Origin of the sequence: Streptomyces sp. DG1A-41, from assembly GCF_037055355.1 — a bacterium.
Lineage (GTDB): Bacteria > Actinomycetota > Actinomycetes > Streptomycetales > Streptomycetaceae > Streptomyces.
The window spans coordinates 4,221,079-4,235,683 of the sequence record NZ_CP146350.1; the positions used below are offsets into that span (position 1 = coordinate 4,221,079).

Annotated in this window: 12 protein-coding genes and 1 pseudogene; 9 read left to right on the forward strand and 4 right to left on the reverse strand. The window is 70.6% G+C overall.

The genetic code is table 11. The features are described from left to right. The first annotated feature begins 76 nt into the window (after positions 1-76). Positions 77-1,627 (forward strand): FAD-binding oxidoreductase, encoded by a 1,551-nt coding sequence (locus tag V8690_RS19610; RefSeq protein WP_338780646.1) that lies wholly within the window; start codon positions 77-79, stop codon positions 1,625-1,627. A 161-nt stretch (positions 1,628-1,788) separates the two neighbouring features. On the opposite strand, the gene V8690_RS19615 is transcribed toward V8690_RS19610, so the two are convergent. The 3 genes from V8690_RS19615 to V8690_RS19625 form a co-directional block, all read right to left on the reverse strand. Then, a complete protein-coding gene (locus V8690_RS19615; RefSeq protein ID WP_338780648.1) occupies positions 1,789-2,505 on the reverse strand; it encodes a phosphatase PAP2 family protein in 717 nt (238 codons plus the stop codon). A gap of 245 nt (positions 2,506-2,750) precedes the next feature. Then, complete coding sequence (locus tag V8690_RS19620; RefSeq protein WP_338780650.1) at positions 2,751-3,758, reverse strand: NlpC/P60 family protein; 1,008 nt, start codon at positions 3,756-3,758, stop codon at positions 2,751-2,753. A 160-nt stretch (positions 3,759-3,918) separates the two neighbouring features. After that, the gene (locus tag V8690_RS19625; RefSeq protein ID WP_338780652.1) at positions 3,919-4,656 is read right to left on the reverse strand and encodes a trypsin-like peptidase domain-containing protein; all 738 of its coding nucleotides are present in this window, start codon (positions 4,654-4,656) and stop codon (positions 3,919-3,921) included. A 289-nt stretch (positions 4,657-4,945) separates the two neighbouring features. Here V8690_RS19625 and V8690_RS19630 point away from each other — a divergent pair, with 289 nt between their 5' ends. The 8 genes and pseudogenes from V8690_RS19630 to V8690_RS19665 all read left to right on the forward strand — a co-directional run bounded on the left by V8690_RS19630 (position 4,946) and on the right by V8690_RS19665 (position 13,984). After that, positions 4,946-6,235 carry a S53 family peptidase gene (locus tag V8690_RS19630; protein WP_338780654.1) on the forward strand — a complete coding sequence of 430 codons (1,290 nt, stop codon included), beginning with the start codon at positions 4,946-4,948 and terminating at the stop codon, positions 6,233-6,235. A gap of 477 nt (positions 6,236-6,712) precedes the next feature. After that, the gene (locus tag V8690_RS19635) at positions 6,713-7,021 is read left to right on the forward strand and encodes a hypothetical protein (RefSeq protein WP_003991275.1); all 309 of its coding nucleotides are present in this window, start codon (positions 6,713-6,715) and stop codon (positions 7,019-7,021) included. Between the two features lie 90 nt (positions 7,022-7,111). After that, a complete protein-coding gene (locus V8690_RS19640) occupies positions 7,112-7,234 on the forward strand; it encodes a hypothetical protein (RefSeq protein WP_268250144.1) in 123 nt (40 codons plus the stop codon). After that, positions 7,231-8,063 (forward strand): annotated as a pseudogene (locus V8690_RS19645) (hypothetical protein). Before V8690_RS19640 ends, V8690_RS19645 begins: the two are co-directional and overlap by 4 nt. Beyond that, a complete protein-coding gene (locus tag V8690_RS19650) occupies positions 8,053-9,384 on the forward strand; it encodes a hypothetical protein (RefSeq protein ID WP_338780660.1) in 1,332 nt (443 codons plus the stop codon). The pseudogene V8690_RS19645 and the gene V8690_RS19650 overlap by 11 nt, the downstream one beginning before the upstream one ends. Next, positions 9,381-10,937, forward strand: a complete 1,557-nt coding sequence (locus V8690_RS19655; RefSeq protein ID WP_338780662.1) for an SCO6880 family protein — start codon at positions 9,381-9,383, stop codon at positions 10,935-10,937. The genes V8690_RS19650 and V8690_RS19655 overlap by 4 nt, the downstream gene beginning before the upstream one ends. A 6-nt stretch (positions 10,938-10,943) precedes the next feature. Then, on the forward strand, positions 10,944-12,356 hold the full coding sequence (locus V8690_RS19660) for an ATP-binding protein (protein ID WP_338780664.1): 1,413 nt from the start codon (positions 10,944-10,946) through the stop codon (positions 12,354-12,356). Between the two features lie 11 nt (positions 12,357-12,367). Continuing rightward, the gene (locus V8690_RS19665; protein ID WP_338780666.1) at positions 12,368-13,984 is read left to right on the forward strand and encodes a type IV secretory system conjugative DNA transfer family protein; all 1,617 of its coding nucleotides are present in this window, start codon (positions 12,368-12,370) and stop codon (positions 13,982-13,984) included. Here the strand turns inward: V8690_RS19665 and V8690_RS19670 are convergent. Beyond that, the gene (locus V8690_RS19670; RefSeq protein WP_338780667.1) at positions 13,973-14,542 is read right to left on the reverse strand and encodes a GNAT family N-acetyltransferase; all 570 of its coding nucleotides are present in this window, start codon (positions 14,540-14,542) and stop codon (positions 13,973-13,975) included. The two genes, V8690_RS19665 and V8690_RS19670, sit on opposite strands and share 12 nt — an antisense overlap. Positions 14,543-14,605 lie beyond the last annotated feature (63 nt).

A 14,605-nucleotide genomic window follows, 5' to 3' on the forward strand; every position in this document is an offset into this window, starting at 1 on the left:
CCGGGACGATGTGGGGCCCCGTGGAACCCTCACCCTCACCACCCCGTCTCCCACGACGGAACCACCGGGAGGCCCCATGGAACGGCGCACATTCCTCGCATCCGGCACGGCAGGCATCGCCGCAGCCGCGACCCCCCTCACCGCCGCCTGCACGCAATCAGACACCCGCTCCAGGGCCACGGCCTCCGCCAGGACCACGAGCACCACCACGAAGACCACCGCCGCCAACTTCTCCGCCCTCGCCCGCGACCTCGACGGCCCCCTCATCCGCCCGGGCGACACCAACTGGGCGACGGCCCGGCAGCTCTACAACACCCGTTTCGACGCCCTCAAGCCCGCCGCGGTCGCGTACGTGTCCCACCCGGACGACATCCGCACCGCCCTGGCCTACGCACGCGCCCACGCCCTGCGCGTGGCGATCCGCAACGGTGGCCATTCCTACGCCGGCTGGTCCTCCGGCGACGGCCGCCTGATCATCGACATCTCGAAACTCAACCGCGTCCGGGCCTCCGGCAACACCGCGGTGATCGGCGCCGGCGCCAAACTCATCGACGTCTACCGCGCCCTCACCGCGAAGGGCATGACGATCCCCGCCGGCTCCTGCCCCACCGTCGGCGTCTCGGGCCTCACCCTCGGCGGCGGACACGGCGTGGTCTCCCGCGCCTACGGCCTGACCTGCGACAGCCTCACCCAGGCCACCCTGATCACCGCGGACGGCAAGCAGCTCACCGCCAACGCCCGTGAGCACAAGGACCTCTTCTGGGCCCTGCGCGGCGCCGGCAACGGCAACTTCGGCGTCGTGACGGAACTGCACTTCAAGACCCACCCGGCCCCGCAGGGCGTCTCGGCGTACCTGTCCTGGCCGTGGTCGAAGGCGGCCGCGGTGGTGAAGGCCTGGCAGGAGTGGGGTCCCTCGCAGCCGGACGAGATCTGGTCGTCCCTCCACCTGGCGAGCGCCGCCGGCGGCACCCCGACCGTCTCCGTCGCGGCGTTCTCCCTCGGCACCTACGGCGAACTCCGGAACGCGGTCGACCGCCTCGCCGACCGCGTCGGAGCCCCGGCGAGCAGCGTCTCCCTGCGGCGTCGCTCGTACGAGGAGTCGATGGAGGTGTACGCCGGCTGCTCCTCGTTCCCGACGGACGCCCAGTGCCATCTGCCCGGCTCGACCCCGGGCCGTTCCCCGAAGGGCGCGCTGGGCCGCGAGACGTACACCGCGGCGTCGGACTTCTTCGACCGCTCCCTGTCCGCAGCCGGGATCCGCACGCTGCTGTCCCAGATCAGGTCGGTACGCGGCGGCACGGGCAGCATCGCGCTCACCGCCCTGGGCGGAGCGGTGAACCGTGTCTCCCCGACCTCCACCGCCTTCGTCCACCGCCGTTCCCGCATGCTGGCCCAGTACATCGCCTCCTGGCGCCCGGGCACGACGGGCTCCACGGCTCGCTCCTGGCTCGCCTCGGCCCACAAGTCCATGCGCCCCCACGCCTCAGGCGCGGCCTACCAGAACTACACGGACCCGACCCTCACCAACTGGCGCAAGGCGTACTACGGTGACGCGGCAACGCGCCTGACCAAACTGAAGAACGAGTACGACCCGACCCGCTTCTTCACATATCCCCAGGCGCTATAGGCCGAGGAGCCGCTGAGCTGCGGGCAGTCGTGCCGCTGGGGCGGCACGGGTGGGCGCAGCGGCACCCCGCAACGCCGGGCTGCGCACCCACCCCCGCCCCAGCACCGACGCCGAGAATCACGAGCACCAACGCCGAGAATCACGAGCACCAACGCCGAGAATCACGCAGCAAGGTCCCGCTCAGACGCCCCTGCCCCGGCCCGCTCACTCCGAGCCCCGGGAACCACCGCATCCGACCCATCACCGTCGGCCCCACGCCCAGCCCGCACAAGCCACCCCACCCGAGGCGACCGCTCAACAGCCCGGGTAACCGGTGTCAACAGCGCCATCGCCACCGGCGACAACAGCAACGCCACAGCCGTCCCCAGCGCGAACCCACCCACGACATCCGTCGGGTAGTGCACACCCATGTAGACGCGAATGAACCCTCCGAACACGGCCAGCACCAACGCCACCAGCCCGAACTTCCGGTTCGCGACGAACAGCCCGACCGCCATCGCCATGACGATCGTCGCGTGGTCGCTCACGAACGAGTAGTCGGTCTTGCCCCTGACGAGCACCTCGAGCCCCTGATGGTCGAGGAACGGCCGGGGCCGCTCCACGAACCCCCGTATCGGCACGTTGACCAGCACGGCGATCCCCGCCGCGAGCGGCGCCCAGATCAGCGCCGCGACGGAAGCCGCCGCGTCCCCCTCGCCCCGGCGCCGCACGGACCACCAGCACCCGATCACGAGCAGGACGATGGCGAGCAACAACCCGTACTCGCCCACGAACTCCATGACCCGGTCGAACCACGGCGGCGCGTCCTTGGCCAGGCCATTGATGTCATAGAGCAGGTCGACGTCGGGGTTCGACCCGGATGCGGCGAGTCCAGCCATGGTGCTGCGGCCCCTTCGTCGTCTCTCCCGGCGCACCTGTGTGTGCGCCGCTCCTGCCACCCCCGTGGTTGTAGATCCGCTTCCGCTGCACGCGTGCGTGACACGTGCCGACTCACGTCTGCTCGGCTACGTCACCAGGAACGCATGGTCCCCGTTGATACGTTCCACACTCCACCAAATGATCACTCAGACGTTATCGAAGAGAGATACGTCTTCGCAGCTCACGGGGTGGGTTCACGCTCGGCTCACACCGTCGTGGGCAGTGCTTTCGCGCCATCTTCGGTCACCCGGGTGGCCCCGAAGTAGTCGGGGGTGTCGATCGGGTCGAACCGGATCACCGCACCCGTTCGCGGCGCGTCGATCATGTACCCGCCTCCGACATAAATGCCGACATGCCGGATCGCACGCGAATTGGTGAGGTCGTCCGAGAAGAACACGAGGTCGCCGGGGAGCAGTTCGTCCCGCGCGGGGTGCGGCCCGGCGTTGTACTGGTCGTTGGCGACACGCGGCAGCTTGATGCCCACGGTCTCGTAGGCGGCCTGGGTCAGTCCCGAGCAGTCGAAGCGTCCGCCCTGCTCAGCGGTGCCGGTGCCGCCCCACAGGTAGGGCGTGCCGAGCTTCGTCTGCGCGTACTCGATGGCGCCGGCGGCCTGCTCGGAGGGGTCGACCCGCCCGACGGGCGCCGCGAAGCTCTCGGAGAGTGTCGTGATCCTCTTCACGTAGTTCCGGGTCTCGCTGTACGGCGGCACGCCCCCGTACTTGATCACCGCGTACGCCCCCGCGTTGTAAGCGGCCAGCATGTTTTCGGTCAGGTTCCCGCCGACTTTCTTCACGTACGACGCGAGTTCGCAGTCGTACGACGCGGCGGAGGGAATCGCGTCCTTCGGGTCCCACACGTCCCGGTCGCCGTCGCCGTCGCCGTCGATGCCGTGCGTGGCCCACGTACCGGGAATGAACTGCGCTATCCCCTGGGCGGCGGCGTGGCTCTGGGCCCTCGGGTTGAACCCGCTCTCCTGGTAGAGCTGGGCGGCGAGCAGGGCCGGGCTGATGGCGGGGCAGAGGTTGCCCCACTTCTGCACGAGGGCCGAGTACGCGGCGGGCACCGACCCCTTGGCCAGCGCTTTCGCCCCACCGCCGACCCCGTTGGCCAGGTTCCCGGCGACGATGTAGACCCCGACGACGAGCAGCATCACGAAGGCCAGGGCGGAGCTGATCGCAACAGTCGCCACGATCCATGCCTTACGCACCGTCAACCGCCCCTCGCCGGCCAGGAGTCCGTCGCCTCGTCAGTGTAGAGGCGGCCGCCGTGCGCCGGAATGATCACGGCGAGAGGAGTCGGGGCAGAAGGGGAACACCCGACAGCACGGCCCGGCACGACGGAGGCACGGCGGGGGCAACCGGCGCACGGCCCCGTCACGGGTCGCCCGCCGCCTCCCGGTACAACCGCTCCACCTCCGCACCGAGCACCACGCTGTAGGACACGTCGGGCGTCGTCCCGCCGTCGTCATGGCCGCCGAGGATCCCCACGACCTGCCCGTCCCCGTTCACCCAGGGACTCCCGCTGGTGCCGCCGGCGAACCCCGGGCACTCGATGCGCTGCTGGGTGGGACTGTGCGCGGTGGGCCTGTTGGTACAGCTGATGGGCGTCTCGCGGGAGTCGGGATATCCGGTCATGGTGACCGCCGTCGCCCCCGTCGCCGTACCGGTGGCGAGCCGGTACCCACCGACGACGTCCTCGACTCCCTTCCCGCCCCGCGGCGCGACGACGGCGAACGCCACGTCGCTGTCCTCCCCCCGCCCCGCCACCCACCCACGGGGCAGGAACCGCCGCTTCACCTTCCACACCCCGTAAGGCGCACGGCCGTCCCGATACCCCGGCACGAACACGAGCCCCCCACGCCCGTCCAGGCAGTGCGCTGCGGTGACGACGAGATTCCGGTACGGCGCCCGCACCACGGACGCGGTGCAGAAGTGCCCGCCGGCGGGCCGCGTCGCCCGATCGGCGGGGACGAGCACCCCGACCCGCGCGCTCCCCGCACCCGCCCCCGCGGTGACGGTCACCCCGAAGGGCCCGCCCCCGTCGTCGGCCACCGCGGTGGACGCTGAGGTGAGGGCGACAAGAACCACGGCAATGGAGAGGACGCGCTTCATCGGCGCACTGTGCCCGACGAAGGTGAGAGAAACGTGTGCCGCCGGCCTTCAGCCCCGCCGAGACCGGGCCCCTCGGGTCAAGCCGCGCCCATCCCCCGGCCATCGGCCCGTCACTGATCGGTAAGCCCGGCACCCGCTTCAGTAAGGCGGAGGTCAGGATTCCGAAACCCGTCTTGTTGTCACGTACTCAACAAGCGATCGTCGTCGCGGGTCGCCGCCCCCGCCGGGAACCGTACCGGCGGAACCCCCACCCGCAGGCCTCTGTCCACCACTGCCAGGAGGCTGTACCTTGCGCACGACACCGCACAACTCCCCCGCCGGCCGCCGCAGATGGCGCCGCATCGGCGCCGCCGTCACCGCCACTGCCGCACTCCTCCTCACCGGCCTCACCACCGCCGCCCACGCGGAGGCCACCCCGGCCGCCCCCGCCAAGGTCACCTGGACCCGCTCCTGCGCGCTCCCCCGGCACCCGGGCGAGATGGCCTGCAACGCCCTTCGCGTCACGGGCGGCCGCACCGCCTTCCAGCAGCAGCACGGCATCTCACCCACGGCCGCCGACGCCTCCACCCCCTCCGGCTACGGCCCCTCCGACCTCCGGAACGCCTACGGCCTGACCTCCGCCGCCACGAGCAACGGCACCGGCCGGACCATCGCCATCGTCGACGCCTACGACGACCCCAACGCCGAGTCCGACCTCGGCGCCTACCGCTCGCACTACGGCCTGCCCGCCTGCACCAGCGCCAACGGCTGTTTCAAGAAGGTCGGCCAGACCGGCTCCACGACCTCCCTACCCGCCCCCAACAGCGGCTGGGCCGCCGAGATCTCCCTCGACCTCGACATGGCCAGCGCGATCTGCCCGAACTGCCACATCCTCCTCGTCGAGGCCAAGTCCGCCACCATGGCCAACCTGGGCACGGCCGTCAACGAGGCCGTCAGCCTGGGCGCCAAGTACGTCTCCAACAGCTACGGCGGCGGCGAGTCCTCCTCCGACGCGACGTACGACTCCGCCTACTTCAACCACCCGGGCGTCGCCATCACCGTCAGCGCGGGCGACGGGGGCTACGGCGCCGAGTACCCTGCGGCGTCGCAGTACGTGACGGCCGTGGGCGGCACCAGGCTCTCCGCCTCCTCCACCACCCGCGGCTGGACGGAGAGCGTCTGGCGGACCAGCAGCACCGAAGGCACCGGCTCCGGCTGCTCCGCCTACGACGCCAAGCCCGCCTGGCAGACCGACACCGGCTGCGCCAAGCGCATGATCGCCGACGTCTCCGCCGTCGCCGACCCGGCGACCGGTGTCTCCGTCTACGACACCTACGGCGCCGACGGCCAGGGCTGGGCCACCTACGGCGGCACCAGCGCCTCCGCCCCGATCATCGCCAGCGTCTACGCCCTGGCGGGCACCCCCTCCAGCGGCTCCTACCCGGCGAAGTTCCCCTACGCGAACACCTCCGCCCTGAACGACGTCACCAGCGGCAGCAACGGCACCTGCACCATCAGCTACTTCTGCACCGCCCGAACGGGCTACGACGGCCCGACCGGCTGGGGCACCCCGAACGGAGTCGGCGCCTTCACCGGCTGACCCCCTCCCGCTCGTGACGGACCGTCACTGAGAAGCGCCGCCTGGGGCCGTGGGGCCCGAGGCCGGCAGGGGACGCACGGGCCGCGGCAACCCAGCCGCGGCCCGTTCGCCGCGCCAGGTAGCCTTCACCCCGAGAACACCGGGTCGACCCCTCACCCGACCGACCGTCAGAAACGGTCCGGAAAGGTGACGCAGGTCGTAAAAGGGCACAACGACGGAACCACACGACAGGTTTCGCTCAGGCCTCATTGCCCGGCGTGACCCGTCGTGATACACAGAGTGACCATACGATCCTTCGTACACCGTCCGGCACCTCCCTTAGAGGCCGGCGCGGAACGGTGGCAAGGTATTCGTACGAAACCCGCCAATCAATGACGCCAAGTCGACATACGACAGCGTCATCGTCGGCGAGAATGAGGCCTGACCTCTGCACGACCGCAGAGGATGCGGAACTACCCAACAGGGGCGGTGACTTACATGCTCTTTGCGGCCGATAAGGGAGACATCAACACCATCATCGGCGGGATCGCTCCGGACTGGGGCCCCTTCGGCAGCCTGGGCAACGAGGCCAAGGTGATGATCGAGGTCGTGATGGCGGTCGCCATCCTGCTCTGCCTCGGCATCGCCATCTGGGGCGCCGCCAAGCAGCGCATCGGTGCCACCGCCCTGCGGGACACCTTCAGCGCGGAGCAGGGCAAGGGCCTCATCATCGCGGGCCTGACGGGCGTGTTCATCATCGGCTCACTCGGCACGCTCTTCACCATCGTGTACGGCATGGCCGTGTAGGCCGGGCCCCACCGCCCCGGCCTGGCACGCCCGGCTCCCCCTCCATCCCACCCGCCCGTCGTGCCCACCGGCGAAGGTTGCGTTTCCCTGATGTCGAGTCACCACACCGCGCCCGCGCGGGAACCAGCACGGCTACCGTCGTACGAGGAGTACGAGCAGTACGACCGGTACGAGGTGTTTCCGCACGACGTCGAGGGGGCGTACGCGGCATGAGTCTGGGTGACGAGCACGAGCCCTCCGGCGGCTACGGCGGCACGGGCCAGACCCGCACCCGCCTGCCCGACACCAGCACCGACGCCTACGGCAACCCCCGCCGCAGCCGCTCGTCGTCCCGCAGCCTGGTCACGGTCGTCGGAGTGGTGGTCCTCCTCATCGCAGCGATCGCCTTCGCGAACCGGGGGGTGGCGACCCGTCCTCTTCCACGGACGGCTCCGCCGCCAAGCCGGAATCAGCAGCCACGGCTCCCTCCGGCCAACGCCCCGTCCAGTCCAAGTCGGCGGCCGGCATCCCGTCGGGCTTTGCCCAGGACCAAGAGGGGGCGGAGAGCGCGGCGGCGAACTACGCGGTGGTGCTGGTCTCGGCCGACATCCTCAAGCCCGCGCGGCGTCCCGAAATCGTCCGCCAGGTGTTCGACGCCGGCAGGGTCTCCGAGCTGGAGAGAAACCTCGACCGCGTGTACGACAAGGCGTTCCTGGACAAGGTCGGCCTGGACGAGAACGGCAACGCGCCGAAGGGCAGCACATACGTCTCCCGCACCATGCCGGTCGGCACCAAGGTCACCGACTACGGGGGCAGCACCGCCACCGTCGAGGTCTGGTGCACAGGCGTCTACGGGATGACGGGGGAGAGCTCGGAGAACCCGGTCACCAGCGACTGGTTCACCATGACCCTCCAGTTGCGCTGGACCGACAGCGACTGGAAGGTCGACAGCTTCTCCCAGAAGGAAGGCCCGGCGCCGGTCAACGGCGACAACAGGGTGTCGACGTCGGACGACATCTCCAAGGCCGTCGAGGAGTTCGGAGGGTTCACGTATGCCCGGTAGCCCGCGCCGCGGAGTGAAGGTCGCAGCAACCCTCACCGCCGTACAGACCGCCGTGGTTCTGTTCGCCACCCGGGCGGTCGCCGCCCCCACGCCGTCGCCCAGCCCCAGCAACGACAACTGCTCCCTGCTCTCCGGCAGGGCCAGGGAGATCTGCGAAGGCGACACCGGCAGCGGCAGCCGCTCCGGCGGCACCTCCCGCCTCGACCCCACCTCCACCCTCGACCCCCTCTCCTCCCTCGCCAAGGGCTGTGCCGACGCCGCCTCCTGGACCGTCGAGAAGCTCAGCGAGGCCGTGAAGGAGACGGCGAACGTCGATTTCACGAACCCCAAGTTCCTCCAGCAGTACGCCGTCGTCTTCGCCGCGTCGACGATCCTCACGCTCCTGCTCTGGCTCCTGGCCGTCGCCAAGCGAGCCGTCCGCGGCGTCCCCCTCACCACCGCCATCTCCGAAGCCATCGGCTTCCTCTGGCTGACCGTGCTGGCCTCCGCCTTCACCCCGCTGATCCTCTACACGGTCGTATCGGCCACCGACGGCATCACCGAGGTCCTCGCCAAAGCCACCGGCGACCAGACCGACGCCTTCTTCGGCACGTTCTCCGAGGCCCTCAAGAAGGGCGAGGACATCGGCGGCGGCCCGATCATGCTGATCGTCGTCTCCCTGGTCAGCATCCTCGCCGCCGGCGTGCTGTGGCTGGAGCTCGTCCTCCGCGCCGCCCTGCTCTACGTCGGCGCCCTCCTCGGCACCGTCGTCTACGCCGGCCTCGTCGACAAGAACCTGTGGGGCCACGTCCGCCGCTGGGCGGGCATCATGATCGCGGTCATCCTGGTGAAGCCCGTCATCGTCATCGTCCTCGGCCTCGCGGGCGCCCTGTCCGCCGACGACGGCCCCGACGCCTTCTCCGCCGTCGTCTCCGGCCTCGCCATCATCCTGCTCGCCATCTTCGCCAGCGCGATGATCTACCGCTTCGTCCCCGGCTTCGGCGACGAGATCGCCGGCTCCCGCAACAACCGCCTCATGCAGGGCGCCGAGGGCAAGGCCGCCGCGGTCATCAGCTCCCCCGCCACCCTGGTCGCGCAGGGCATCAAGACCCACAGCACCCGCGCCGACAACAACGGCCAAGGCAGCCAGCCCTCCGCCCCCCGCCCCAGCAACCCCGCCTCCGGCGGAGTCGCCGCGCACAGCTCGCGCACCTCGAACGGCGGCGGCGGATCTGTCCCCTCCGCCGCACCCGCACCCCGTTCGAGCAGCCCCGTCAACACTCCCCACGCCAGCAGCACCCGCAACAGCAGTACCAACCGCACGGGAGGTGAAGGGCGTTGACGACCGAGTCCCACGTGTCCCATCCGGTCACGCCCCGCCGGACATATCTGATCGGCCGCGCCCGGCCCAACGCGATCATCGGCCGCAACCGCGAGACCGGCGAGATCGCGCTGATCGTCATCGGCGCGTTCCTCGGCATGATGTGCGGGCTCCTCGTCCCCGTGCTGTCCCTGCGCATCGTGCTGCTCGCCGGATTCCCGATGCTGGCGCTGGCCGCCGTGTACGTGCCGTACAAGCACCGCACGTTCTACAAGTGGTTCGAGATCAACCGCAGCTACAAGCGGACCCTGAAGCAGGGCACCACCTACCGCTCCGCCGTCATCGAGGCCGGGACCCGGCTGGACGGGCGCGAGGTCGAGATCGGACCGCCCCCGGGCATCGGCCGGATCACCTGGCTGGCCGCCCCCTTCGGCCCCGACGAGATCGCCGTCCTGCTGCACGCCGACCGCAAGACCGTCACCGCCGCCATCGAGATCGAGGGCCCCGGCGTCGGTCTGCGCGACAGCGAGGACCAGGAGGCCCTCGTCGACCGCTTCGGCACCCTGCTCAAGCACGTGGCCAACGGCGACGGCTTCGTCACCCGCCTCCAGATGCTCGCCCGCACCCTCCCCGCCGACCCGGACGCCCACGCCAAGGACGTCGCCGTCCGCGGGGACGACAAGGCACCGCCGTGGCTCCAGCAGTCGTACGACCAGCTCCAGTCGATGGTGTCCACCAGCAGCGAGCAGCACCGCGCCTACCTCGTCGCCTGCATGCACTACACCCGCGACCTCGCCGCCGAGGCCAACGCCATGGCCCGGGCCGCCCGCGCCCACGGCGGCAAGGCCGACCGGGACGCCGGACTCGCCGTCGTCATGGCCCGCGAGCTCACCGACATCTGCTCGCGCCTCCAGGAGGCCGACATCCGCGTACGGCAGCCGCTCGGCCAGAGCAGACTGTCCTCGCTGATCCACTCCATGTACGACCCGGACCACCCGATCGACCACATCCAGGCGATGACGAAACGCAACGCCTGGCCGGCCGAGCTGGACGCCATGGAGCCCACCTACCTCCAGGCCAAGACCCGCGAGTCCTCCACCCGCGCCCCCTGGTGCCACGCCACCGCCTGGGTGAAGGAGTGGCCGATGACCCCCGTCGGCGTCAACTTCCTCGCCCCGCTGCTCGTCCACACCCCGGACGTCATCCGCACGGTCGCCGTCACCATGGACCTCGAACCCACCGAGGTCGCCATCGAGCGCATGCTGACGGAGAAGACCAACGACGAGGCCGAGGCGTCCCGCGCCGCCAAGATGAACCGCACCGTCGACCCGCGCGACGTGGCGGCGAACTCCCGGCTCGACCAGCGCGGCGAGGACCTCGCCAGCGGCGCCGCCGGCGTCAACCTCGTCGGCTACATCACCGTCTCCTCCCGCTCCCCCGAAGCCCTCGCCCGCGACAAGCGGACGATAAGGGCCTCGGCCGGAAAGTCGTACCTGAAGCTGGAATGGTGCGACCGTGAGCACCACCGCGCCTTCGTGAACACCCTTCCCTTCGCCACCGGCATTCGGAGGTAGGACCTGATGCGGGATCCGCTGTCCGTCCTCACCGACGCCTTCACGTCCTTCCTCTTCGGGAAGGTCGAGACGACCCGGCTCCCGGTGCGCACGTCCACGGGCCAGGCCCAGGCGGTCTACCTGCCGACCGCCGCGCCGGGCCTCGGCGACTCCGGCGTCATCATCGGCCGTGAGGTGTACTCCGGAAAGGGCTACATCTACGACCCCTTCCAGCTCTACGGCCAGCAGCTTCCCGCCCCTCACTGGCTGGTCCTCGGCGAGTCCGGCAACGGCAAGTCGGCGCTGGAGAAGACGTACGTCCTGCGCCAGCTCCGCTTCAAGGACCGCCAGGTCGTCGTCCTGGACGCCCAGGGCGAGGACGGGATGGGTGAATGGAACCTCATCGCCCAGGAGCTGGGGATAACTCCCATCCGCCTGGACCCGATGGCGGCCCTGGACATGGGGATCCGCCTCAACCCGCTCGACCCCGCGATCACGACCACGGGCCAGCTCGCGCTGCTCCGCACGATCATCGAGGTCGCGATGGGCCACGGCCTCGACGAGCGCTCCGGCTTCGCGCTCAAGGTCGCGCACGCCTACGTCAACGAGACGATCGTCGAACGCCAGCCGGTCCTGTCCGACATCGTCGAGCAGCTGCGCCACCCCGAGCCCGAGTCGGCCGAGGCGATGAACGTCGCCATAGACGACGTACGGGCCTGGGGTCTGGACGTGGCACTGGTCCTGGACCGTCTCGTCGACGGTGACCTGCGCGGCATGTTCGACGGCCCCACCACGGTCGGCATCGACCTGGACGCCCCGCTCATCGTCTTCGACCTGTCCCACATCGACCGCAACTCCATCGCCATGCCCATCCTCATGGCGATCGTCGGCGTGTGGCTGGAGCACACCTGGATCCGCCCCGACCGGAAGAAGCGCATCTTCCTGGTCGAGGAGGCCTGGCACATCATCAACAGCCCCTTCGTGGCCCAGCTGTTCCAGCGCCTGCTGAAGTTCGGCCGCCGACTGGGCCTGTCCTTCGTGGCGGTCGTCCACCACCTGTCCGACGTGGTGGACGGCGCGGCGGCGAAGGAGGCGGCGGCGATCCTGAAGATGGCCTCGACGAGAACGATCTACGCCCAGAAGGCGGACGAGGCGAGGGCGACGGGCCGCGTCCTGGGTCTGCCTCGCTGGGCGGTCGAGATCATCCCGACCCTCACCCCCGGCATCGCCGTCTGGGACGTCAACGGCAACGTCCAGGTCGTCAAACACCTGGTCACGGAGACCGAACGCCCCCTGGTCTTCACCGACCGCGCGATGACCGAGTCCTCCGCGGACCTCGCGGACGACGATGCCCTGCACGCCGCCGAACTCGAGGCGGAGGAACGGGCGGCGGCCTTCGTGGAGCACCACCTGGGCGACTCCGAATCCACGGTGGCGTAGGGGGAGGACGCGTGAGACCGGACGACCGCCGCAGCCGGCACGAGACCCAGGGAGGCATCCCCGACGGCCTGCTGGTCGGCATACTCGCGTTCCTCCTCGGCATGACCCTGCTGGTGTGGACGGCCACCGGCCTCGCCGCCCTGTTCGCCCACGGCTCCTGGCCGTCCGGCGTCACCTTCACCCGCACGCCCCTCGCCATGCGCGGCCTCATCGCCCAGCCCCACGACATCCCCGGCGCCTGGCCCGACACACCCCCCGGCGAACTCTCCGGCTACGGCCTGTTCTGGGGCCTGTTCATCGGCCAGCTGATGGTCCTGGTCGTCCTGACGGTGTTCGTCATGGGCACGGTGGCCCGCTGGAGGGCGGTCCGGGCGAGGCGCCGGGCGGAGAGGGCGGCGGCGACTGGGGAGCGTGCAGGGGGCGCGTACGACACCGGCGCACCGACGCCGCACGAGGCCCCGGCACGACCGCAGCACGACGTATCGGCACCCGCCCAGCACGGGACACCGGCCTCGACACAGCACGACGTGCCGACGCCGACGCAGCCGACCACCTCCGCGTCGGCCCAGCACGACGTCCCCACCCCCCGCCGCGCGGCCCCCGAGCCCACACGCCTCGCGGAGCCGACCGCACCCCTGGCCCCCACCCCGGCGGCCACGCCCGCGACCCCCGCTTCCCTGTTCACCCAGGAACGGGTCGGCCGGTGGGAGAAAATCCTCGTAGCCCCAAGGGAATCCCGCCAGACCACCGCCACCCAAGCGGTGCGCGACGCGGAGGGCCCCGCCCTGGTCGTCACCTCGAACCCCGCCCTCTGGCAGGAGACAAAGGACGCCCGGGCCAAACTGGGCCCCACCCACCTCTACGACCCCACCCACCTCTGCGCCACACCAGCCCGCCTCCACTGGTCCCCCACGGCCGGCTGCGAGGACAAGGTCACAGCCACGGGAAGAGCAGCCGCCCTTCTCACCCCCGTCCGCCCCACCGCCAAGCTCGACCAAGCCCTCAGCGACACAGCCGAGACCATCCTGCGGAGCTACCTGCACGCCGCCGCCATCGACGGCCGCACCATCCGCCACGTCCACCGCTGGTCCCAGGGCACCCAGATCCAGGACGCCGTACGCATCCTCCGTACCAACCCCAAGGCCGCCCCCGGCTCCGCGGGCGAACTCGAAGGCGCCCTCACCGCCCACCCCGAACGCCGGGACATGGCCCAGCAGCTGACGACCCGTGCCCTCGCGGCCCTCTCCACCGTCAACATCCGCGAAGCCTGCACGCCCAACCGAACTGATGCCCTCGCCCTGGATTCCTTCGTCCACGAAGGGGGCACGCTTTATGTGGTGGGTGAATCCATCGAGGACCCCAGGACCAAGCCGGGCGCGATGCCCCTCCTGACGGCCCTCGTCTCCAGCGTGGTCGAGCGCGGCCGGCGCATGGCCGAACGGTCATCCTCCGGTCGCCTCGACCCACCATTCACGCTCGTCCTGGACGACGTCGCCGCCGTGGCCCCGCTCCCCCAGCTCCCGGAGCTGCTGGCCACCGGAGCGGACCGGGGCATGCCGACCCTGGCGTTGCTCCGGTCCCGCGAACAGGGCCGCGCCCGCTGGCCGCACGACGAACTACCCGTCTGAGAAGGGCACACCCACAGAGCCCCGCTCGAGCACGAACTCCAACTCCCGCTCCCCCGACTCCCCGAGCGGCACGGTCACCCCGCTCGGCACGAACCCGGCCCGGCGATAGAACCGCTGCGCCCGCCCGTTCTCCTCGTGCACGATGAGCCGCACCCGCTCAAGACCCCGCCCCCACGCCCACTCCAGGGCCGCGTCGAACAGCACCTCGGTCAGCCCGCTCCCGCGCTCCTCGGGCCGTACGAACACGCCGACCAGATGCCCCTGCTTCCGCTCCACCGGAAACCCGGCCCAGTCCGTCGTCCCGGGATCCTCCACGAGCACGGTCAGCGTCCCCACCCACTGCCCGTCGGGCCCCTCGGCGATGATCTGCTGCGCCGCGTCCGCCCCTTCGGCGGCACCGGCCGTCCGCTCCTGCCAGAAGGAGTCCGGCCTGGCCGCGGCCTCGTCGTAGGTCTCCAGGAAGGCCAGGTGCGCCACCGGGTCCCGCAGCGCCGCGAGCCGCAGCTCCTTCGCCGCGACCCACTCATCAGCACGGACGGACCGGATCACATAGCTCATGCGGGCCACGGTAGTACCCGGGTACGACACCCCTCACCCCGAATACTGCCGACGGTCGGACGA

What these genes read in the sequence shown, in the direction of transcription:
- V8690_RS19610 (WP_338780646.1), top strand. Translation starts at nt 77, where the DNA reads ATGGAACGGCGCACATTCCTCGCATCCGGCACGGCAGGCATCGCCGCA.
- V8690_RS19615 (WP_338780648.1), bottom strand. Translation starts at nt 2,505, where the DNA reads ATGGCTGGACTCGCCGCATCCGGGTCGAACCCCGACGTCGACCTGCTC.
- V8690_RS19625 (WP_338780652.1), bottom strand. Translation starts at nt 4,656, where the DNA reads ATGAAGCGCGTCCTCTCCATTGCCGTGGTTCTTGTCGCCCTCACCTCA.
- V8690_RS19635 (WP_003991275.1), top strand. Translation starts at nt 6,713, where the DNA reads ATGCTCTTTGCGGCCGATAAGGGAGACATCAACACCATCATCGGCGGG.
- V8690_RS19640 (WP_268250144.1), top strand. Translation starts at nt 7,112, where the DNA reads ATGTCGAGTCACCACACCGCGCCCGCGCGGGAACCAGCACGGCTACCG.
- V8690_RS19650 (WP_338780660.1), top strand. Translation starts at nt 8,053, where the DNA reads ATGCCCGGTAGCCCGCGCCGCGGAGTGAAGGTCGCAGCAACCCTCACC.
- V8690_RS19660 (WP_338780664.1), top strand. Translation starts at nt 10,944, where the DNA reads ATGCGGGATCCGCTGTCCGTCCTCACCGACGCCTTCACGTCCTTCCTC.
- V8690_RS19670 (WP_338780667.1), bottom strand. Translation starts at nt 14,542, where the DNA reads ATGAGCTATGTGATCCGGTCCGTCCGTGCTGATGAGTGGGTCGCGGCG.